The organism is Streptomyces pactum (assembly GCF_002005225.1).
Classification (GTDB): domain Bacteria; phylum Actinomycetota; class Actinomycetes; order Streptomycetales; family Streptomycetaceae; genus Streptomyces; species Streptomyces pactum_A.
On the sequence record NZ_CP019724.1, the window covers coordinates 1,353,023 to 1,371,825 of the forward strand.

Below are 18,803 nucleotides of genomic sequence, written 5' to 3' on the forward strand. Positions count from 1 at the left end.
ACGTGTCCCGCCGCCAGTGCCTCGCGGGCCCGCGCCACCAGTCCGTCCGCACCGCACGAGTCCGCCAGTGCGAGGCCCCGCTTCAGCTCGGCCTCCGAGCGGGCCGCGATGCCGTACTCCACGCGGGCGGCGGCGTGCTCGTACTGGCAGGGCGAGGCCTCCAGATAGGCGACGGCCTGCGCGGCGAGCCGCACCGCGCGCTGCCCGGTCTCCAGCGCCGCGGCGCACCGCAGGGCCTCGCCTATGGCGGTGTCCGTGCCGAAGCGCTCGGCATGACGGCGGGCGTCGGAGGCGAGCCGGGCGGAGCGGCCGGGGTCCTCGGTGGCCAGGGCCCGGGCCAGCTCGGTCGTCCAGGGATTCACCACCGGGTTGTGCCGGCCGCGGGCGGCCGCCGCCTTCTCGGCGGACTCCAGCTCGTTGAGGCCCTCCTTGGTGCGGCCGGTCGCGAGCAGCAGCCGGGCCCGCACGGGGCGCGGGTCGGGGAGCACGATGGTGGACGGGTAGGGCGGGTCGAAGCCGTACCGGTCGGCGACGGACCCGGCCTCGTCGACATGGCCGCGGGCGAGCAGCGTGTCGATCAGATTGCAGACCGCGGACCAGTACAGCGGCAGGCCCCGGCCGACCCGTTCGGCGATGCGCAGTGATTCGCGCAGGGACTTCTCGGCCTCCCTGAGCCGGCCCCGCCTGCGGTGGCCGAGACCGACGTAGGTGTGCGCGAGGGCGAGGTGGCCGCCGCTCCAGCCGGCCGTCTCGTAGGTGCTCAGAGCCTCGGTGAACAGTGCCTCGGCGCGGTCCAGCCGGTCGGTGTAGGCGTAGGAGTTGGCCAGCATCATCGGCAGTTCCAGGCCCCACTCGGTGTCGGTCCAGCCGAGTCCGGAGGCGAGGCGGCCGTTGACGAGGGCCCGGTCGCACAGCTCGACGACCTCCTCGGCGTTCTCGCCGCGCGTCATGGCGTCGAAGCCGCGCAGGATGAGCAGGGCGCGTTCCGCGTTGTCGCGGCCGGTGCAGGTGCCGGCGAGTTCGGCGAGCCGCTCGGACCGGCCGGGCGAGGACGTCTCGCCGGGGTGGATGCCCTCCCACATGTACTGGACGGCCTGCAGTCGGATCCGCACGGACGGGTCCGGGTGCCGGGCGGCCTCCGCCCGGACGGTGCGGACGGCCTCTTCCAACTGGTCGTTGTGGAGCAGGGCCTCGGAGAGCCTGAAGACGGCGTTGACGCGCTGCTCGCCGTCCAGGCCGGGCATGGCGAGGGCGGTGCGCAGGTGGCCGATGGTGGTGGCGGGCGCGGTGAGGAGGGTGGCGCAGCCCAGTTCGTAGAGCACGCGGGCGTGGGTGTCGGGCAGCGGCGGTTCCTTCAGGGCCCGCTCGAGGCAGCGGCGGGCCGCGTCGGGCGCGCCGACGGCGAGGTGCTCGCGGGCCGCTTCGCGCAGTTGCTCCACGACTTCCTGGTCGTCGTCGGGATACACCTGGAGCAGATGGCGGGAGGCGGCCGCGGCACCGAGTCCGGAGTCGGTGACGAGCTGGGCCGCTATGCCGTGCATCGCCGTGCGCAGCGCGTCGGGAATGGAGTTGTAGACGGCGGTGGCGATCAGCGGGTGGACGAACTCCAGGTCACCGGCGGCGTGCTACCCGGCGGCGGGGTCGGGCGCGGAGAGGATGCGGGCGCCGCACAGCAACTCGGCGCAGCGGGCGGCATCGTGGCGGTCGAGGGTGGCGAGCCGGGCCACCATGTCGACGGTGATACCACCGCCGAGGATGGCGGCGGCCCAGGCGAACCGGGTGGAGTCGACGCCGAGTTGCTCCAGGCGGGCCACGAGGCCGCCGCCCCGGGCCGAGCGGTTCAGGTCGCGCAGTTCGGCGGCCTGCGACTCGACCGGTTCCAGTTCGCTGTCCTGGACCTTGGCGAGGAGTTCGACGGTCTCGTACGGGTTGCCACCGGTCACGGCCCACACCTCTCGGCAGAATGCGGCGTCGGCGTGGCCGCCCAGCGTGGCCCGGGTGAGGCCGGCCGTCGCGTCGGGGGTCAGGGCGTTCAGCGGGGCGAGGGGCCGGCTGACGGCGGAGACGGCGTCCAGGAGGCGGGCGCTGTCGCCGCTGACGTCACCCGGGCGGCGGGCGATGACGACCAGCACGGAGGTCTCGTCGAGCCGTTCGGCGAGCGCGGCGAGCCAGCGCAGGGTCTCCTGGTCGGCCCAGTGGGCGTCGTCGATCAGGAGCACCAGCGGCCACTCCCGGCGGGCGAGCCGGCGTACGACGGCGACCAGGCCGTCGCACACGCCCTGCGGGTCGGCCTGCCGCTCGCCGGGGTCCACTACGCCGAGGGCGGGGCCCGCGATGTCGTACCAGTCGCCGAGGTACTCGCGCGCCTCCTCCGGGAGCATGGACACGAGCGCGGGCTGGAGCAGTTGGCGTACGACGTTGAAGGGTACGGACCTGAGGGTCTCGCCGCCGCGGGCGGACCAGACGGTGCAGCCCCGGGCCTCGGCGAGGCGGCGGGCCTCCGCGAGCAGCGCGGTCTTGCCGAGTCCGGCCTCGCCCCTGGCCTCCAGCAGGCTTCCGGGGGACGAGCGGTCCGCGCACAGCGTGTCCACCGCCCGCGTGATGGTGGCGACTTCCTCGTCGCGCTCCCAAAGGGCGGCCGAGGCGGCGGCCGCCCGCCGTACCTCCGTCATCCCGCTACCTCCCCGAGTCGCCCGAATGACGTACAGACCCTGAGCCTAACCGTCCGATCGCGCGAGTGGTGGGTGTCGGGGCAGCAGTTGCCGTGACGGGTGACATGCGGTAAAGCGCGGGCGACGCGCCGGGCCCGCCATCAGCCAGGGCACCGGTCGAGGTCCGTCAACCCGTCGTGAACGGCGGCGGGGCCGGGAACGTCCCGGTGTACCGGAGCCAGGGTCTCTCATCCCCCTTTCACCGACGCCTCATACGGTGGGCCCATGACGCAGGAGACTCCTCCCGGGTGGTACCCGGACCCCGGACAGAAGAATGACGGTCCCGCCACCGAGCGCTGGTGGGACGGCGAGGCGTGGACGGACCAGGTCCGTGCCGCGGGGCCGGCCGCCGCGTGGGGGCCTCCTGCGCAGACGCCGGCGCGGAACGCCGGGCCCGGGCCCGGTCCCGTGCACCCGGGTTATCCGGGGCTTCCCGTACGGTCGCCGTCCGCGCGGCGGCGCGGACTGCGCACCGGCATAGCCGTCGCGGCCGCCGTGGCCGTGCTGGCCGGCATCGGGGCCGGGGTGTACGTGCTGGCCGACGACGGTTCGGGCGGCGACAGCGCGGGGTCCTCGCGGCAGGACCGGCGTGACCCAGGCGGCCGGGACGACCCGGGCGGCGGTGAGGGCGGGGAGTCGCCCGCGCCCGACTCCCCGGGCGGGTCCGAACCGCCCACGATCGACAGCGGGTCGGTGACGGACCCGGTGAGCGGGATCAGCCTGCCCATCCCGGACGGCTGGTCCGGCCGGCAGTTGGCGGTCGGCGCGACGGTGACGTCGGACGACAGCTACAAGTGCCCCGGCGACACCTCCGAGACCTGCACCAAGGGCGGCGCCTACTCGGCTCCCGCGATGGTGCTGGGCACCAAGGGCGACACCGCGGAGGCGGTGGCGAAGGCCGACATCGAGGCGAACGCCGATGAGTCCTACGGCGGCGAGTCCTACGGCGGGATCACCTCGCACGAGGAACTGGCCTCCAAGGCGGTCACGGTCGCCGGGCAGAAGGGCTACCTGGTCCGCTGGAAGGCGGTCACCAAGGAGGGCGCCGACGGCTACGTCGAGTCGCTCGCCCTCCCCTCCCCCGCCGACCCCGAGCGCATCGTCGTGGTCCGCTTCGGTGTCGACGTGGGCGAGCAGCAGACGGTCATCGACGAGATCACCGAGGGCATCGAGGTGGACTCCACCGGCGGGGGCGGCACCGGACAGGACGTCTGACCGGGCCCGGACAGCAGTCGGCCGGGTGGGGCGCCCTTCCGCTCGAAGGACGTCCCACCCGGCCGGGGGTGCGCGCCGCCCCCGTCCCCACGGTGCGGCGCGGGCAGGCCACCGTCCAGTCATCCCGTGGACGGCGGCCTGAGTCTCAGGGGAGGCCGAGCGCCGGCAGCACGACGGCCTCCACGAACCGGACGAGGTACTCCGCGTCCGCCTGCTCGCCGTCGACGACGGGCCGGATCCGCAGCATGCCGAAGAGCTGCGCCGGCACGTACTCCAGCGCCGGGTGGCCGGCCGGGACCTCGCCCCGGGCGACGCCCCGCTCGAGGATCTCGCGGAGCGCGGCGATCTCCGGCTCGACGAGCGCCTCGCGCAGCGCGCCCTTGAGTTCCGGGTCCTCCATGACCGCGTGGCCGAGCGCCTGGAGCAGCCCCGTGTCCTTGCCCGCCCCCTCGCCCGCGGCCCGGGCCGCCTGGCGCAGGTCCTCGGCGAGCGACCCGGTGTCGATGTCCGCGAAGCGCACCCGGCGGTGGGAGCGCAGTGCCGCGGCCACGAACTGGGGCTTGGTCTTCCACTGCCGGTAGAGCGTGGACTTGCTGCACCGGGTGGTGGCGGCGATGCCGTCCATGGTGACGGCGTCATAGCCGCAGGACCGGATCTGTTCGAGCACGGCGTCGAAGAACTCCTGCTCACGCTCGGGCGTGATCTTGGAGCGGCGCGAGAGGCCGACCGGTTCCGGTCGGTCCGCGGCCTGCGACGTCATCGGCTGTGCTCCTCACGGTCCTCACTGCGGTACGGGCGCCGGGGCGGCCCGTACTCCAGTGTGTCGTATGCCTATCGATACGCCAGTGTACCGGTACTTCATCGTATCGGTACACTGGCGTATCGGAACGAGGTCGTATCGATGAGAACCGTCACGGCCCCACGCCCGTGCGCCACACACCTGTGCGCCACACGCACCACCGTCAGTGAAGGGGCCGGGGGATGAATGCCCGCACCGAGCCTGCAGAAGCGGAGCCGGACGCGCCCGCGCGCCCACCGCTCGTCCGTGAGCTCCTGCTCGTGGCAGGGCTCTTCCTCGCGTACAAGGTCGGCCGGCGGCTCGCCACGGGCCACACCGCCGAGGCCTTCCGCAACGCCCACCACGTGTGGGACCGGGAACGCGCGCTCGGGCTGCCCGACGAGGGCACGGTGCAGTCCCTGCTGCTGCACGGCGACACCCTGGTACACGCGGCGAACACCTACTACGCGACCGTCCACTTCCCGGCCACCGCGGCCTTCCTGGTCTGGCTCTACCTGCGGCGGCCGGCGCACTACGTCTGGGCCCGCCGGGTACTGGCCGCGCTGACCGGCGCCGCGCTGGTGCTGCACCTCCTCTTCCCGCTCGCGCCGCCGCGCATGCTGGGCGGCACCGGCCTGATCGACACGGCCCGGATCTACGGTCCCTCGGTGTACGGTCCGCCGAGCACCGACCAGTTGTCGAACCAGTTCGCGGCGATGCCCTCGCTGCACTTCGGCTGGGCGCTGATGCTGGCGGTCGGGCTGATCGCCGCGACGCGGTCGCGCCTGCGGTGGCTGTGGCTGCTGCATCCGCTGCTCACGCTGCTGGTGATCGTGGGCACCGCGAACCACTACTGGCTCGACGTGATCGTGGCGGCGGCCATGCTCGCCCTCGCCCTCGCGGTGGCCCGCCCGCCGCACCGGCCGCGGTGCACCGTGCCCCGGCCGCGCCGGCCTGAGTCCGGGCGGCCCGCGGCGGGGCGGCACGACCTGGTGGGGGCGGGCCGGTGAGCGCCGCCCTGGTCGCCGTCCTGCTGTCCCTGGTCTCCGCCTGCGCCTACGCCGCCGCGGCCGTCGTCCAGGAGCGGCTGGCCTCCCGCGGCGCAGGCGAGGGCACGCTGCGGCTGCTGGCCGACGGGGCCTGGTGGTGGTCGGTCGCGCTCAACGCCTCGGCCGCGCTGCTGCACGTCGTGGCCCTCAAGTACGGCCCCCTCACCGTGGTCCAGCCGCTCGGCGCGCTCACCCTGGTCGCGGCGGTGCCCCTGGGGGCGCGGCTGACGGGCCGGCGGGTGAGCGCGGTCGAGTGGCGGGGCACCGGGCTGACGCTGCTCGGGCTCGGCGCGCTGCTGCTCACCGCGTCCGGGCCCGCGCCCGACGACGTGCTGAGCGTGCCCGAGGCGTTGGCGGTCTCCGGCGCGACGGCGGCGCTGATCGGCATGCTGTCGAGGCCGGGCGCCCGGCCCGGACTGCGGCACGCGACCGCGTCCGGCATCGCCTCCGGGGTCGCCTCCGCGCTCACCCAGACCGTCACGGTCGCCGTCACGGACCGCTCGGGCCCGCTGCTCAGCGCCCAGGTGATCGGGGTGGCCCTGCTGGTGGCGGCCTTCGCGGCGGGCGGGCTGCTGCTGTCGCAGACGGCGTACCGGGGTGGCCTGGGCGCCCCGCTGGCGGTGGTGACGCTGGCCAATCCGGTGGCCGCCGCGGTCATCGGGCTGGCCCTGCTCGGTGAGCGGCTGCGGGGCGGCGCGGGCGGTGTGCTGCTCGCGGTGACCGGCGCGGCGCTGGCCGCCTGGGGCGTGCTCCATCTGAGCCGGGCGACGCCCGGGCGGTCCGTCCACGACGGGTCGACGGCCGCCGTACCGGCTCCGGCGCCTGAGCCGACGGAAGCGGCGGCACCGGGGCAGGCGGAGCCGGAGCCGTCGGGGACGGAAGCGGTCCGACCGAGGCAGGTGGGGCCGGTTCTGGTGCCCCGGCAGCCGGGGCCGGGGCACCTCACGCGCTTTTAGCCTGCGGCCCGCAGGGCCGGAGGAGCCGTCCAGAGGGCGTCAGTCCGTGATGATCGCCGGGTCGCTCACCCCCGGCCGCCCGTTCTCCACGTGTCCGGCGAAGCGCCGCTGGAAGGCCGGGTCGGACTCACAGGTGACCGTCAGGTCGTACCAGCGCTTGCTCCGCGCGAGGTCGACGGTGTGGTGCACGGTGGCGCCGGGACGCACGGTGAGCGTTCCGCTCCGGCCTTCGTAGGCGTCGACGACCCGGAGACGGACCGGGCCGGACCCGGTGTTGGTGAGGGTCAGCCGGACGTCGTCGCCGGTGTGCCGGGCGGTGACCTCGGGTCCGGCGGTCCTGTTGGGTCCCCGGAAGACGCGCAGGAAGCCGTTGGGACCGTGCACGGTCAGGTCGTAGGAGCCGTCCGAGTAGACCGAGTTCCAGGTGTCCGCGATGGTCTTGCCGGCCTCGGTGGTGTATGTCCAGGGGCCGTCGGTGCGGTTGCCGGAGGTGACGAGGAAGGCGGCCGCGGCCCTGGCACCGGAGGCGAAGGCGAGCGTGAACTTCCCGGCCGCCGTGTCCACGGCGCCGTCCACGTGCGGGGCGTACCGCAACGGGCGGGCGGGGCGCAGGCCGCGTTCCTGCCGGGGCATGTCCGGGTCGGCGGGTGGCGTCGGGCGGTAGTCCGGATGGCGTTCGCGGTCCGGCGGCTCGTAGGCGTCGGTGTCCGGCAGGTCGGCCGGACGGCTGTCCTTCCGGGAGAAGTCGAAGGCGGCGGTCAGGTCGCCGCAGATCGCGCGCCGCCACGGCGAGATGCCCGGCTCGCGCACACCGAAGCGGTGCTCCATGAACCGGATGAGCGAGGTGTGGTCGAAGGTCTCGGAGCAGACGAAGCCGCCCTTGCTCCAGGGTGAGACGACCAGCATGGGCACGCGGGGACCGAGCCCGTAGAGGCCCTCGCGGTGGGTCCCGCTCCCCTCGAAGACGTCCAGGGAGACGTCGACGGTGGACCGGCCCCGCGCGGCGGACTTCGGCGGCAGCGGCGGCACCACGTGGTCGAAGAAGCCGTCGTTCTCGTCGTACGTGATGAACAGGGCGGTCTTCGCCCACACCGCCGGGTTGGCGGTGAGCGCGTCCAGGACCTGGGAGATGTACCAGGCGCCGTAGTTCGACGGCCAGTTGGAGTGCTCGGAGAAGGCCTCGGGAGCGGTTATCCAGGAGATCTTCGGCAGTCGTCCGGCCTTGACGTCGGCGCGGAGCCGGTCGAAGTACCCGTCGCCGCTCTTCACGTCGGTGCCGGTGCGGGCCTTGTCGTACCAGGGGTCGCCGGGCCTCGCGTTCCGGTACTTGTTGAAGTACAGCAGGGAGTTGTCGCCGTAGTTGCCGCGGTAGGCGTCGTCGATCCAGCCCCAGTGGCCGGCCGCGTCCAGGCCGTCGCCGATGTCCTGGCAGATCTTCCAGGAGACCCCGGCCTCCTCCAGCCGCTCGGGGTACGTCGTCCAGTCGTAGCCCAGCTCGTCGTTGCCGAGGACCGGGCCGCCGCCCGTGCCATCGTTGCCCGTGTGGCCCGACCACATGTAGTAGCGGTTGGGGTCGGTGGAGCCGATGAAGGAGCAGTGGTAGGCGTCGCAGACGGTGAAGGTGTCGGCGAGCGCGTAGTGGAAGGGGATGTCCTCGCGCGTCAGGTACACCATGGTGGTGGTGCCCTTGGCGGGCAGCCAGCGGTCGTACTTGCCGTCGTGGTAGGCGTCCTGGCCGTCGGACCAGCCGTGCGGCAGCCCCTCCAGGAACTGCATGCCGAGGTCGTCCGCCTGCGGGTGGAACGGCAGCACCTCCGTGCCGTCGCCCTTGCGCTGGTGCCACACCGACCTGCCGCCGTCCAGGGCCACCGGGTGCGGGTCGCCGAAGCCGCGGACGCCGCGCAGCCTGCCGAAGTAGTGGTCGAACGAACGGTTCTCCTGCATCAGGACGACGATGTGCTCGACATCCTCGATGGTCCCGGAGCGGTGGTTCGCCGGGAGCGCGGCGGCGCGCTCGATACTTGCCGAGAGCGCGCTGAACGCCGTCGTGGCGCCCGCGAGTTGGAGGAATCTGCGCCGGTTGACTTCGGGCATGGGGTGAAGGACCTCTCGCCTTGGGGGGTTCAACCGGCCGGACGGTGCCGGATGATGACGGAATGCGCGCGAAAGGAGTGTTCCAGGAGCAGCAAACGTCAGGGAAGGGTCCGGTGGCGGTGGTGTGAAAGTCACCGGTACGTGAGGTGTGCCGGTCCAGCCACTCGGCGAAGCGCTGGAGTACGACGACTTCGGGACGGTCCCGTATCTCCGCCGGCAGGGTCCGCTCCCGCTTCGCCTCCTGCCCGGCCGGGGACGCTCCCGGTGCGGTCCGGGCCACCACCCGGCCCTCCGTCAGAGCGACTTCGTAGGTATCGCCCGCTGCCGGGCAACCCATGGGCTCTTCGCCTCTCCCACCAAGCGGAACTCGGCACAACGCGCTGGGCGGTCCCGATCGGCGTGCTCCGCCGTGACGTCGGCGAAAGACCAGGGGCACTCACCGACGGTCCCGTGGGCCCGTCTTCCGTGAGGCGGAAGGAGCGTTGCCGGACCGCGACGCCCTCCCCGACGATGCCAGCAACCACGACGGACGGGAGCCGCAACGATGCCGCACATGACCGCCTTCGCCAGGAACCAGTGGTACGTCGCCGCCTACGGTCACGAGGTCGGCCGCGAGTTGCTGGGTCGGACGATCCTCGGTGAGACGCTCGTCCTGTACCGCACCGAGGAGGAGGGGACGCCGGTCGTCCTGCACGACCGCTGCGTACACCGCCGCTATCCGCTGTCCGAGGCGCCCACGCGACTCGACGGCGACCGGATCGTGTGCGGGTACCACGGGTTCACGTACGACACGACCGGCACCTGCGTGTACGTGCCGGGCCAAAAGCGCGTCCCGCGCACCGCCCGCGTCGCCTCCTACCCGGTCGTCGAACGGGATTCGCTGGTGTGGGTCTGGATCGGCGACCCGGCACTGGCCGACCCCGGGGCCGTTCCGCGCGCCCGGCACCTGGACTCCCCCGGCTGGGTCACGGTCCGCGGCATGGAGCCGATCGACGCCGACTACGGACTGCTGGTCGACAACCTCCTCGACCTCTCCCACGAGACCTATCTGCACGGCGGCTACATCGGCACGCCCGAGGTCGCCCAGACGCCGATCACCACGGAGGTCGACGAGGGTGCCGGGATCGTCCGGGTGAGCCGGCACATGGACGACGCCGAGTGCCCGCCGTTCTACGCCGAGTCCACCGGCATCAGGGGGCGCATCGACCGGTGGCAGGACATCGAGTACCACGCGCCCTGTCTGTATGTGCTGCACAGCCGGGTCGCTCCGACCGGTGTGGTGCCGCAGGCGGACGGCAGCGACCCGGACGGCTTCCACACCGAGATCACCTACGCCATCACCCCGTCCGGCGACGGCAAGGTCTACGACTTCTGGGCGGTCTCGCGGGACTGGGCGACGGACGACGCCGAGGTCACCGAGTTCCTCCGGGAGAACAACCGCACGGTCGTCATGCAGGACGTCGAGGCGCTCAACCTGCTCCAGCGCACGCTCGGCACCGAACGCACCGGCTACCAGGAGCTGAGCATCAACATCGACACCGGCGGCCTCGCCGCCCGCCGCATCCTCGCCCGGCTGGTCGAGGAGGGCGACAAGCCGGCCGAGCGGGCGGCCCGGTGAGCGGGCGCACCGGCGAGGTCTACCGCATCGACTGGCTGCCGGGCACCGACCTCCTGCACGGCACCTGCCACTGCGGCGCCGAGCACACCGCCGAGGACCCGGTCGCGATGTGGGACTGGATGCTCGCCCACCCGCAAGGACACCGGGACCAAGGCCCGCGCGAACGTCCGAACGGACACCGCCCCCGAGGAAACGGCTCATGACCCTGTACGAAGCAGAAACCGAAGCAGAAACAGAAGCAGAAGCCGGAGCCGGTGCAGAAGCCGAACTCGTCGTCCACCACCGGGAGAGCGCGGCCGACGGCGTGCTCGTCCTCACCCTGCGCCATCCGCTGGGCGAAACGCTGCCCGTCTGGGAGCCCGGCGCCCACCTCGACGTCGTCCTCGGCCCGGGCCTGGAGCGGCAGTACTCGCTGTGCGGCGACCCGGCCGACCGGGAGACATGGCGGATCGCGGTACTCCGCGAGGCCGAGGGGCGGGGCGGGTCGGCCTACGTGCACGGCGCGTTGCGGACCGGCGACAAGATCCGGGTACGCGGCCCCCGCAACCGCTTCCCGCTGGAGCCGGCCTCCCGCTACCGCTTCGTCGCCGGCGGCATCGGCATCACCCCGATCCTGCCGATGCTGGCCGCCGCCGAGGAGGCGGGCGCCGAGTGGACCCTCCTCTACGGCGGGCGGACCCGGGCCACCATGGCGTTCACCGGGGAGTTGGGCCGGTACGGTGACCGGGTCACGATCGCTCCCGAGGACGAGTCGGGGCTGCTGGACCTCGCCGCCGTAGTCGACGACGTTCCCCAGGGAACCCTGGTCTACTGCTGCGGACCCGCGCCGCTGCTGGACGCGGTGGAGGCGCGCTGCCCGGCCGGAGTTCTTCGCCTGGAGCGGTTCCGTCCCAAGGAGCGGGCGACGACCGGCCCGGATACCGGGTTCGAGGTCGTGCTCGCGCGCAGCGGACGCACGGTCGCCGTCCCGCCGGACGTCTCCGTCCTGGACGCCGTCCGCGCCGCCGGCGTCGAGGTGCTCCACTCCTGCACGGAGGGCACCTGCGGCACCTGCGAGACCGACGTCGTCGATGGTGAGCCGGACCACCGGGACTCGGTACTCACCGACGGTGAGCGGGCCGCCGGGGAGACCATGCTCATCTGCGTGTCGCGCTGTCGTGGCCGGCGGCTCGTGCTGGACCTGTGACCCCCTGTCCGGTGATCCCGAGGTCCGCGCCGATCCGCGCGACCGTCGCCAGCAGGTGCGGCAGCAGGTCCCGGCGTACGGACTCCACGGAGTTGCGGCCGGCGTGCACCGCGATGTTCACGCCGGCCACCGCCGCGCCGTCGCGGTCCCGCACCGGTGCGGCGACGGACCTGAGACCGTCCTCGAGTTCCTGGTCGACGAGTGCGTAGCCCTGGCGGCGCACCCGGCGCAGTTCCGCGTGCAGGGCATCCGCCGAGGTGAGGGTGCGGGCGGTGTGCGGGCGCAGGTCGGCGCGGGCGAGCCGGGTGTCGATCTCGGCGTCCGGCAGGTCGGCGAGGATCACCCGGCCCACCGAGGTGAGGTGGGCCGGGAAGCGGGTGCCGACGGTGATCGTCGCGGTCATGATGCGGCTGGTCGGGACGCGGGCGACGTACACGACGTCGTCGCCGTCCAGGACGCAGAGCGAGGACGACTCCCGTACCTGTGCCACGAGTTGCTCAAGATGCGGTGCGGCGATCTGCGGCAGCGTGAAGCCGGCCAGGTAGGAGTAGCCGAGCTCCAGCACGCGCGGAGTGAGGCGGAAGAGCCTGCCGTCGGTGTGGACGTAGCCGAGGTCGGCCAGGGTCAGCAGGAAGCGGCGGGCCGCCGCGCGGGTCAGCTCGCAGGCGCGGGCGACCTCGCTCAGGGTCAGCGCCGGGTGGTCGGCGTCGAAGGCCCGGATGACGGCGAGGCCGCGTTCGAAGGACCTCACGAAGTGCGGTGCGCGGGCTGCATCGGGCATCTGGCCTCCGGCAAGAGCCGCACGGCGGGACGTGCGGCACGAACGACCGTACGCAGGGCGCACGGTACGAGTGCGCCTCCCGCACTGTCAACGCCTTCTGTCCAGGTCCTCAACGGCCCATTCCGGCAAGGGCATTGACCCGGACTCCACGCGGGCCCTACGTTCCCGCTGAACACGTTCTCGCTGAGCACATCCGTGCTGTCCGCGCACAGCCTGTCGGAGCACCTGGTCCGGTCCCACAGGGGGAGTTCATGCGTCGTCTGTTCGTCGGCCTCACGGCCGTGTCCGTCCTGACCGCCGCGACGGCGTGCGGCTCGTCCGGCTCCGGGGGGTCGGACGACGCCGGATCGTCCGGCGGCACCACCACGGTCGAGGTGGGCATCATCCCCATCGTCGATGTCGCGCCCCTGTACCTGGGCCAGAAGAAGGGTTTCTTCGAGGAGCGCGGGCTGAAGCTGTCCTTCTCCAGCGCGCAGGGCGGCGCGGCGATCGTGCCCGGAGTGGTCAGCGGGCAGTTCGAGTTCGGCTTCAGCAACATGACGTCCCTGATGATCGCCCAGTCCAGCGACGTGCCCGTGAAGGCGGTGGCCAACGGCATCGCCTCGACCGGCGAGGTGGGCGAGGACTTCGAGGCGCTCACCGTCAAGGGCGACAGCCCCGTCAAGTCGGCGAAGGACCTGGAGGGCAAGAAGGTCGCCATCAACACGCTGAAGAACATCAACGAGACGGCGGTGCGCGCCTCGGTGCGCAAGGCGGGCGGCGACCCCGACGAGGTGGAGCTGGTCGAGCTGGCCTTCGACCAGATGCCGGCCGCGCTCGACGCCGGGCGGATCGACGCGGCGATGGTGGTGGAACCGGCGCTGGCCACGATCAAGAACCAGGGCGGCCGGGAGATCGCCTCCCCCATGGTCGACATCGCGCCCGGGCTGACGGTCGCCATGTACTTCACCTCCACCCGGTACGCGCAGGAGAACCCGGAGGTGGTGAAGAAGTTCCAGGAGGCCACCGCCGAGTCCCTCGCGTACGCCGACGCCCACCCCGACGAGGTCCGCGAGATCGTCACCACGTACACCAAGATCCCGGCGGACGTGCTGGCGAAGGTGACGCTGCCGAAGTGGCCGGCCGAGCCCAACCGCGCCGCCATCGAGGAGCTGGCGAGGCTCGGCGAGGCCGACGGCCTGTTCAAGCGGACGCCGGACCTGGACAAGCTGCTGCCGTGAGGGGCGCGAACGCCGCACTCGGAGCCGCCGGGCTCGCGGCCTTCCTCGCCCTGGGCGAGGCGGTGCCGCGGCTCGGCCTGGTCGAGCGGGAGTACTTCCCGCCGACCAGCCGCATCGCCGGCGCGCTCGGCACGGAGGTCGCGGACGGCGCCTTCTGGACCGCGCTCGGCGACACGCTCACCGGCTGGGCGCTGGGCCTGGCCCTCGCGGTCGGCGCCGGCATCGTCGTCGGGGTGCTCCTGTGCGTGGTGCCGTACCTGCGTGCGGCCACGGCGTCCACGATCGAGTTCCTGCGCCCGATCCCGTCGGTCGCGCTGATCCCGCTGGCGGTGCTGCTCTACGGCACCGAGCTGAAGTCGGTACTGCTCCTGGTCGTGTACGCCTCCTTCTGGCAGGTGCTGATCCAGGTCCTGTACGGCGTCCAGGACGTCGACCCGGTCGCCGAGGAGACGGCACGGTCGTACGGTCTGGGCACCTGGGCGCGGGTGCGGCACGTGCTGTGGCCGACGGCGCTGCCGTACGTCATGACCGGGGTGCGGCTGGCGGCGGCCGTCGCGCTGATCCTCGCCATCACCGCCGAACTGGTCATCGGCGCGCCCGGGCTGGGCGCACGGATCGCCGTGGCGCAGACGTCCCAGGCCGTGCCCGAGATGTACGCGCTGATCGTCGTCGCCGGTCTGCTCGGGCTGCTCATCAACGTCGGTGCCCGGTCGGTGGAGCGGCGGGCGCTGGCCTGGCACCAGTCGGTGCGCGGGGAGGTGACGGTGTGAGGCGCGTACTGCTGCGACTGGTGCTCACGCTCGCGCTGCCCGCCGTGCTGGTGGCCCTCTGGTGGGTGTCCTCGGCCGGCAGCGAGGACGTGTACTGGCCACCGCTGCGCACGATCGTGAAGACCTTCCCGGACGTGTGGACCGGCGAGCGGTGGCGCGGCGACGTGCTGCCCAGCGTGCTCCGGCTCGCGGCGGGCTACGTCCTCGCGGCCGTCGCGGGTGTCGCGCTCGGCACGCTCATCGGCTCCCACCGGCGGGTGCGGGCGGTGTGCGAACCGGTGCTGGAGTTCCTGCGGGCGGTGCCGCCGCCGGTGCTCGTGCCGGTGATCATGCTGTTCGCGGGCATCGGCGACACGATGAAGATCGTCGTGATCGCGGCCGGCTGTGTGTGGCCGGTGCTGCTCAACACGGTCGAGGGCGTCCGGGCGGTCGACGCGGTCACGGCCGAGACGGCCCGCTCCTACGGCATCACGGGCGTCGCGTGGCTGCGGTACGTGGTGCTGCGCTCGGCGAGCCCGCAGATCTTCGCGGGTCTGCGCCAGGCGTTGTCGATCGGCATCATCCTGATGGTCATCAGCGAGATGTTCGCCGCGAGCAACGGGCTCGGTTTCACCATCGTGCAGTTCCAGCGTTCCTTCGCCATCCCCGGCATGTGGACCGGCATCCTGCTGCTCGGTCTGCTCGGCTTCGTGCTCTCGGTCCTCTTCCAACTGGTCGAGCGGCGGGCGCTCGGCTGGTACCACGGCCTGCGCGCCGCCGCCCGGCGGCCCGGGTGAAGCTTGTGAAAGGGCGGTCCATGCTCGACGTACGCGGCCTGCGGAAGGTGTACGAGGGATCGGGTCGGCGCGTCGAGGCGGTGCGCGACCTGACCTTCACCGTGGCGGCCGGGGAACTGGTCTGCCTGGTCGGCCCGTCCGGCTGCGGCAAGACGACGCTGCTGAAGTGCGTCGGCGGGCTCCTCGAACCGACGGCGGGCGAGGTGTTCCTGGCCGGGCGGAAGGTGGCCGGTCCGCCGCCCGGCATGGCGTTCGTCTTCCAGGAGTACGGGCGCAGCCTCTTCCCGTGGATGCGGGTCGGCGAGAACGTCGAACTGCCCTTGAAGCAGAAGGACCTGAGCAGGGCGCGGCGCCGGGAACTGGTCGCGGACGCCCTCGCCTCGGTCGGCCTCGCGGACGCCGCCGGAGCGTATCCGTGGCAGTTGTCCGGTGGCATGCAGCAGCGGGTGGCCATCGCGCGGGCGCTGGCGTACGAGCCCGAGGTGCTGCTGATGGACGAGCCGTTCGCGGCGGTGGACGCGCAGACCCGCGCGGACCTGGAGGACCTGGTCCGACGGCTGTGGCGGGAGCGCGGGATCACCGTCCTGTTCGTCACCCATGACATCGACGAGGCGGTCTATCTGGGCGAACGCGTGGTCGTGCTGTCCGCCTCCCCCACGGTCGTGCGGGAGCAGTTGGCGGTCGATCTGCCGGGCGAGCGGGACCAGTTGCACACGCGGGTGGCCCCGCGCTTCGCCGAGCTGCGCACCCAAGTGTACGAGCAGATCCGGGCGGCGAAGCGCGGGGTGGACCGGCCGGTCAGGAAGGACGCGCCGCCGCCTCACTGACCCGGGCCGCCCACAGCCCGCGTACGTGTCCCAGGTGCCGCGTCATCACCGCGCGCACGGCCTCCTCGTCGCGCGCGAGCAGCGCGTCGAGAAGCTCCAGGTGCTCCTCGGCCGACGCCTCCAGCCGGCCCTGTTCCACCAGCGCGGTCAGCCCGTACAGGCGGGAGCGCCGGCGCAGGTCCCGTACCACCTCGACCAGGTGGGCGTTGCCCGCGAGTGCCAGCAGCCCCAGGTGGAAGCGCAGGTCCGCCTCGACGTACGCGATGAGGTCACCGGCCGCGGCGGAGCTGACGATCTCCTCGGCGACCGGGCGCAGGGCCTTGAGTGCGGCGGTGTCGGCGGTGGTGGCGAGCCCGGCGGTGGTCGGGATCTCGATGAGCGACCGGATGTGGGTGTACTCGTCGAGCTGCCGGTCGGAGACGGCGGTGACCCGGAACCCCTTGTTGGGGACGGTGTCGACCAGCCCCTCCTTGGCGAGGTCGAGCATCGCCTCGCGCACCGGGGTGGCGGAGACGCCGAAGCGGGCGGCCAGGCCCGGCGCCGAGTGGACCTCGCCGGGGCGGAGTTCGCCCGCGATGAGGGCGGCGCGCAGCGCCTCGGCGACCCGCTCTCGGTGGCTGGGCTTCTTGCTGCCCAGGACGGGCAGGTCGGGGCCGGTGGCGTGCACGTTCACAGCACGAATCCCGCGGGGAAGGGGTCCTGGGGATCGAGCAGGTACTGCGCGGTGCCGGTGATCCAGGCGCGGCCGGTGAAGCTGGGCAGCACGGCGGGCCGGCCCGCGATCTCGGTCGTGCCGAGCAGCCGGCCGGTGAACCGGGTGCCGATGAAGGACTCGTTCACGAACTCGGTGTGCAGGGGGAGTTCGCCCCGGGCGTGCAACTGGGCCATGCGGGCGCTGGTGCCGGTGCCGCAGGGCGAGCGGTCGAACCAGCCGGGGTGGATCACCATGGCGTGCCGGGAGTGCCGGGAGGTGGCGTCGGGTGCGGTCACCTGGACATGGTGACAGCCGCGGATGGACGGGTCCTCGGGGTGGACCGGCTCCTCGTCTTCGTTGATGGCCGCCATCAGGGAGAGGCCGGCGGCGAGGATGTCGTCCTTGCGGGACCGGTCGAAGGGCAGCCCCAGCCGTTCCAGGGGCAGTACGGCGTAGAAGTTGCCGCCGTAGGCGAGGTCGTACGTCACCGTCCGGCCGTCGGGCAGGGTGGCTGCGCGGTCGAGGCCGACGGCGAAGGAGGGCACGTTGCGCAGGGTCACCGCCCTGGCCGCGCCGTCCTCCACCGCCACCTCGGCGACGACGACTCCGGCGGGGGTGTCGAGGCGGATGGTGGTGACGGGTTCGACGACCTCGACCATGCCGGTCTCGACGAGGACGGTGGCCACGCCGATCGTGCCGTGGCCGCACATGGGGAGGTAGCCGGATACCTCGATGTAGAGGACGCCCCAGTCGCAGTCGGGGCGGGTGGGCGGCTGGAGGATCGCGCCGCTCATCGCGGAGTGGCCGCGCGGTTCGTTCATCAGCAACCGCTTCACGTCGTCGCGGTGTTCGCGGAAGTACAGTCGCCGGTCGTTCATGGTCGCGCCGGGGACGGTGCCGATGCCGCCGGTGACCACTCGGGTGGGCATGCCCTCGGTGTGCGAGTCGACGGCGTGCAGGACGAGCTTGCTGCGCATGGCGGTGCTCCCCTACGCCAGTCCGGCCGCGAGGGCCTTCTCGGTGGCGGCGCGGACGGCGTCCGCCTGGTCGGGCAGGAGTGGCACGCGGGGCGGGCGGCAGGCCCCGCCGTGCCGTCCGGCGAGGTCCATCGACAACTTGATGGCCTGTACGAACTCGACCTTGGAGTCCCAGCGCAGCAGCGGGTGGAGCTGCCGGTACAGCCGGCCGGCCGTGGCCAGGTCACCGGCGACGGCGGCGCGGTACAGCTCGGTGCAGGCGGCGGGCAGCGCGTTGGGGTAGCCGGCGATCCAGCCCTTCGCCCCCGCGGTGGCCAGCTCCAGCAGGACGTCGTCGGCGCCGGCCAGCAGGTCCAGTTCCGGGGCGAGTTCGGCGATGCGGTAGGCGCGGCGGACGTCGCCGGAGAACTCCTTGACGCCCTGGATGTGCCCCTCGCCGTGCAGCCGGGCGAGCAGCTCCGGCACCAGGTCGACCTTGGTGTCGATGGGGTTGTTGTACGCGACGACGGGCAGGCCCGCCCCCGCCACCTCGGCGTAGTGGGCGAGGACGGAACGCTCGTCGGCGCGGTAGGCGTTGGGCGGCAGCAGCATCACGGCGCCGCAGCCGGCCTCGCGTGCCTGCTCGGCCCAGCGGCGGGCCTCGGCGGACCCGTAGGCGGCGACGCCGGGCATGACCCGCTCCCCGCCGATAGCGGCGACCGCGGTCTCGACGACCCGGGTGCGCTCCTCGGGGGTGAGGACCTGGTACTCGCCGAGGGAGCCGTTGGGTACGACGCCGTCACAGCCGCCGGCCACCAGCCAGGCGCAGTGCTCGGCGTAGGCGTCGTAGTCCACGGAGAGGTCGTCGTGCAGCGGGAGGGCGGTGGCGACGAGGACGCCGCGCCAGGGGCGGTGGTGGGTCATGAGGGTCCTCTCTCGGGTCGTTCCGGCTGGAGGGGCTGTTGCGACTGTCGCGGCTCGGCCGGCTGTCGCGGCGGCTGTCGCGGCTGATCCCGCTCGTACCGCCGGCCTGACTCGTCCGGCTGATCAGGCCGACCCGGCTGGCCCGGCTCGTCCGGCTGGCCCGGCTGGCCCGGCTCGTCCGGCTGGCCCGGCTGGCCCGGCTCGTCCGGCTGGCCCGGCTGGCCCGGCTCGTCCGGCTGATCCGGCTG

Annotated in this window: 16 protein-coding genes and 1 pseudogene; 10 read left to right on the plus strand and 7 right to left on the minus strand. The window is 73.0% G+C overall.

What is annotated here, in order from left to right:
- Window positions 1-5 precede the first annotated feature (5 nt).
- A pseudogene (locus tag B1H29_RS05785) lies at window positions 6-2,672 on the minus strand (ATP-binding protein); the annotation flags it as partial.
- A 264-nt stretch (window positions 2,673-2,936) separates the two neighbouring features.
- On the opposite strand from B1H29_RS05785, the gene B1H29_RS05790 reads away from it, so the two are divergent.
- A complete protein-coding gene (locus B1H29_RS05790; RefSeq protein ID WP_055419195.1) occupies window positions 2,937-3,926 on the plus strand; it encodes a DUF2510 domain-containing protein in 990 nt (329 codons plus the stop codon).
- Window positions 3,927-4,071: 145 nt separating this feature from the next.
- Here B1H29_RS05790 and B1H29_RS05795 read toward each other — a convergent pair whose 3' ends face one another.
- The gene (locus B1H29_RS05795) at window positions 4,072-4,686 is read right to left on the minus strand and encodes a TetR/AcrR family transcriptional regulator (protein WP_055419196.1); all 615 of its coding nucleotides are present in this window, start codon (window positions 4,684-4,686) and stop codon (window positions 4,072-4,074) included.
- A 221-nt stretch (window positions 4,687-4,907) separates the two neighbouring features.
- Between B1H29_RS05795 and B1H29_RS05800 the strand changes: the two genes are divergently transcribed.
- Both B1H29_RS05800 and B1H29_RS05805 read left to right on the plus strand, forming a co-directional pair.
- Complete coding sequence (locus B1H29_RS05800) at window positions 4,908-5,714, plus strand: phosphatase PAP2 family protein (protein ID WP_055419197.1); 807 nt, start codon at window positions 4,908-4,910, stop codon at window positions 5,712-5,714.
- Window positions 5,711-6,709, plus strand: coding sequence for a hypothetical protein (locus B1H29_RS05805; RefSeq protein ID WP_055419198.1), 999 nt, complete (start codon window positions 5,711-5,713; stop codon window positions 6,707-6,709). The genes B1H29_RS05800 and B1H29_RS05805 overlap by 4 nt, the downstream gene beginning before the upstream one ends.
- A gap of 39 nt (window positions 6,710-6,748) precedes the next feature.
- On the opposite strand, the gene B1H29_RS05810 is transcribed toward B1H29_RS05805, so the two are convergent.
- The gene (locus B1H29_RS05810) at window positions 6,749-8,803 is read right to left on the minus strand and encodes a phosphocholine-specific phospholipase C (protein WP_055419199.1); all 2,055 of its coding nucleotides are present in this window, start codon (window positions 8,801-8,803) and stop codon (window positions 6,749-6,751) included.
- Between the two features lie 544 nt (window positions 8,804-9,347).
- Here B1H29_RS05810 and B1H29_RS05820 point away from each other — a divergent pair.
- From B1H29_RS05820 to B1H29_RS05830, 3 genes are read left to right on the plus strand one after another with little or no spacing between them, the layout of a single operon-like run.
- The gene (locus B1H29_RS05820) at window positions 9,348-10,421 is read left to right on the plus strand and encodes an aromatic ring-hydroxylating dioxygenase subunit alpha (protein WP_079160051.1); all 1,074 of its coding nucleotides are present in this window, start codon (window positions 9,348-9,350) and stop codon (window positions 10,419-10,421) included.
- Entirely contained in the window at window positions 10,418-10,624 is a 207-nt protein-coding gene (locus B1H29_RS05825) for a hypothetical protein (protein ID WP_055419201.1), read from the plus strand. Before B1H29_RS05820 ends, B1H29_RS05825 begins: the two co-directional genes overlap by 4 nt.
- On the plus strand, window positions 10,621-11,607 hold the full coding sequence (locus tag B1H29_RS05830) for a PDR/VanB family oxidoreductase (RefSeq protein WP_055419202.1): 987 nt from the start codon (window positions 10,621-10,623) through the stop codon (window positions 11,605-11,607). The genes B1H29_RS05825 and B1H29_RS05830 overlap by 4 nt, the downstream gene beginning before the upstream one ends.
- Here the strand turns inward: B1H29_RS05830 and B1H29_RS05835 are convergent.
- Complete coding sequence (locus tag B1H29_RS05835; protein WP_055419203.1) at window positions 11,558-12,388, minus strand: IclR family transcriptional regulator domain-containing protein; 831 nt, start codon at window positions 12,386-12,388, stop codon at window positions 11,558-11,560. The two genes, B1H29_RS05830 and B1H29_RS05835, sit on opposite strands and share 50 nt — an antisense overlap.
- A gap of 251 nt (window positions 12,389-12,639) precedes the next feature.
- Here B1H29_RS05835 and B1H29_RS05840 point away from each other — a divergent pair, with 251 nt between their 5' ends.
- Genes B1H29_RS05840 through B1H29_RS05855 form a run of 4 tightly spaced genes read left to right on the plus strand, consistent with a single transcriptional unit; the run spans window position 12,640 to window position 15,981 of the window.
- Entirely contained in the window at window positions 12,640-13,608 is a 969-nt protein-coding gene (locus B1H29_RS05840) for an ABC transporter substrate-binding protein (RefSeq protein ID WP_055419204.1), read from the plus strand.
- Window positions 13,605-14,378 (plus strand): ABC transporter permease, encoded by a 774-nt coding sequence (locus B1H29_RS05845; protein ID WP_055419205.1) that lies wholly within the window; start codon window positions 13,605-13,607, stop codon window positions 14,376-14,378. Before B1H29_RS05840 ends, B1H29_RS05845 begins: the two co-directional genes overlap by 4 nt.
- Window positions 14,375-15,154 carry an ABC transporter permease gene (locus tag B1H29_RS05850; protein ID WP_055419206.1) on the plus strand — a complete coding sequence of 260 codons (780 nt, stop codon included), beginning with the start codon at window positions 14,375-14,377 and terminating at the stop codon, window positions 15,152-15,154. Before B1H29_RS05845 ends, B1H29_RS05850 begins: the two co-directional genes overlap by 4 nt.
- Before the next feature lie 20 nt (window positions 15,155-15,174).
- Window positions 15,175-15,981 carry an ABC transporter ATP-binding protein gene (locus B1H29_RS05855; protein ID WP_055419207.1) on the plus strand — a complete coding sequence of 269 codons (807 nt, stop codon included), beginning with the start codon at window positions 15,175-15,177 and terminating at the stop codon, window positions 15,979-15,981.
- Here B1H29_RS05855 and B1H29_RS05860 read toward each other — a convergent pair.
- The 3 genes from B1H29_RS05860 to B1H29_RS05870 are packed head-to-tail and all read right to left on the minus strand — an operon-like array spanning window position 15,953 to window position 18,555.
- A complete protein-coding gene (locus B1H29_RS05860; protein WP_199832391.1) occupies window positions 15,953-16,648 on the minus strand; it encodes a GntR family transcriptional regulator in 696 nt (231 codons plus the stop codon). The two genes, B1H29_RS05855 and B1H29_RS05860, sit on opposite strands and share 29 nt — an antisense overlap.
- A 2-nt stretch (window positions 16,649-16,650) precedes the next feature.
- Window positions 16,651-17,652 (minus strand): proline racemase family protein, encoded by a 1,002-nt coding sequence (locus B1H29_RS05865; RefSeq protein ID WP_055419208.1) that lies wholly within the window; start codon window positions 17,650-17,652, stop codon window positions 16,651-16,653.
- Between the two features lie 12 nt (window positions 17,653-17,664).
- Window positions 17,665-18,555: a dihydrodipicolinate synthase family protein gene (locus B1H29_RS05870; protein ID WP_055419209.1), complete on the minus strand. Its 891-nt coding sequence runs from the start codon at window positions 18,553-18,555 to the stop codon at window positions 17,665-17,667.
- Between the last annotated feature and the right edge of the window lie 248 nt (window positions 18,556-18,803).

Coding starts and splice junctions, on each gene's coding strand:
- B1H29_RS05790 (WP_055419195.1), top strand. CDS start 2,937: ATGACGCAGGAGACTCCTCCCGGGTGGTACCCGGACCCCGGACAGAAG.
- B1H29_RS05795 (WP_055419196.1), bottom strand. CDS start 4,686: ATGACGTCGCAGGCCGCGGACCGACCGGAACCGGTCGGCCTCTCGCGC.
- B1H29_RS05800 (WP_055419197.1), top strand. CDS start 4,908: ATGAATGCCCGCACCGAGCCTGCAGAAGCGGAGCCGGACGCGCCCGCG.
- B1H29_RS05810 (WP_055419199.1), bottom strand. CDS start 8,803: ATGCCCGAAGTCAACCGGCGCAGATTCCTCCAACTCGCGGGCGCCACG.
- B1H29_RS05820 (WP_079160051.1), top strand. CDS start 9,348: ATGCCGCACATGACCGCCTTCGCCAGGAACCAGTGGTACGTCGCCGCC.
- B1H29_RS05830 (WP_055419202.1), top strand. CDS start 10,621: ATGACCCTGTACGAAGCAGAAACCGAAGCAGAAACAGAAGCAGAAGCC.
- B1H29_RS05835 (WP_055419203.1), bottom strand. CDS start 12,388: ATGCCCGATGCAGCCCGCGCACCGCACTTCGTGAGGTCCTTCGAACGC.
- B1H29_RS05840 (WP_055419204.1), top strand. CDS start 12,640: ATGCGTCGTCTGTTCGTCGGCCTCACGGCCGTGTCCGTCCTGACCGCC.
- B1H29_RS05855 (WP_055419207.1), top strand. CDS start 15,175: ATGCTCGACGTACGCGGCCTGCGGAAGGTGTACGAGGGATCGGGTCGG.
- B1H29_RS05865 (WP_055419208.1), bottom strand. CDS start 17,652: ATGCGCAGCAAGCTCGTCCTGCACGCCGTCGACTCGCACACCGAGGGC.
- B1H29_RS05870 (WP_055419209.1), bottom strand. CDS start 18,555: ATGACCCACCACCGCCCCTGGCGCGGCGTCCTCGTCGCCACCGCCCTC.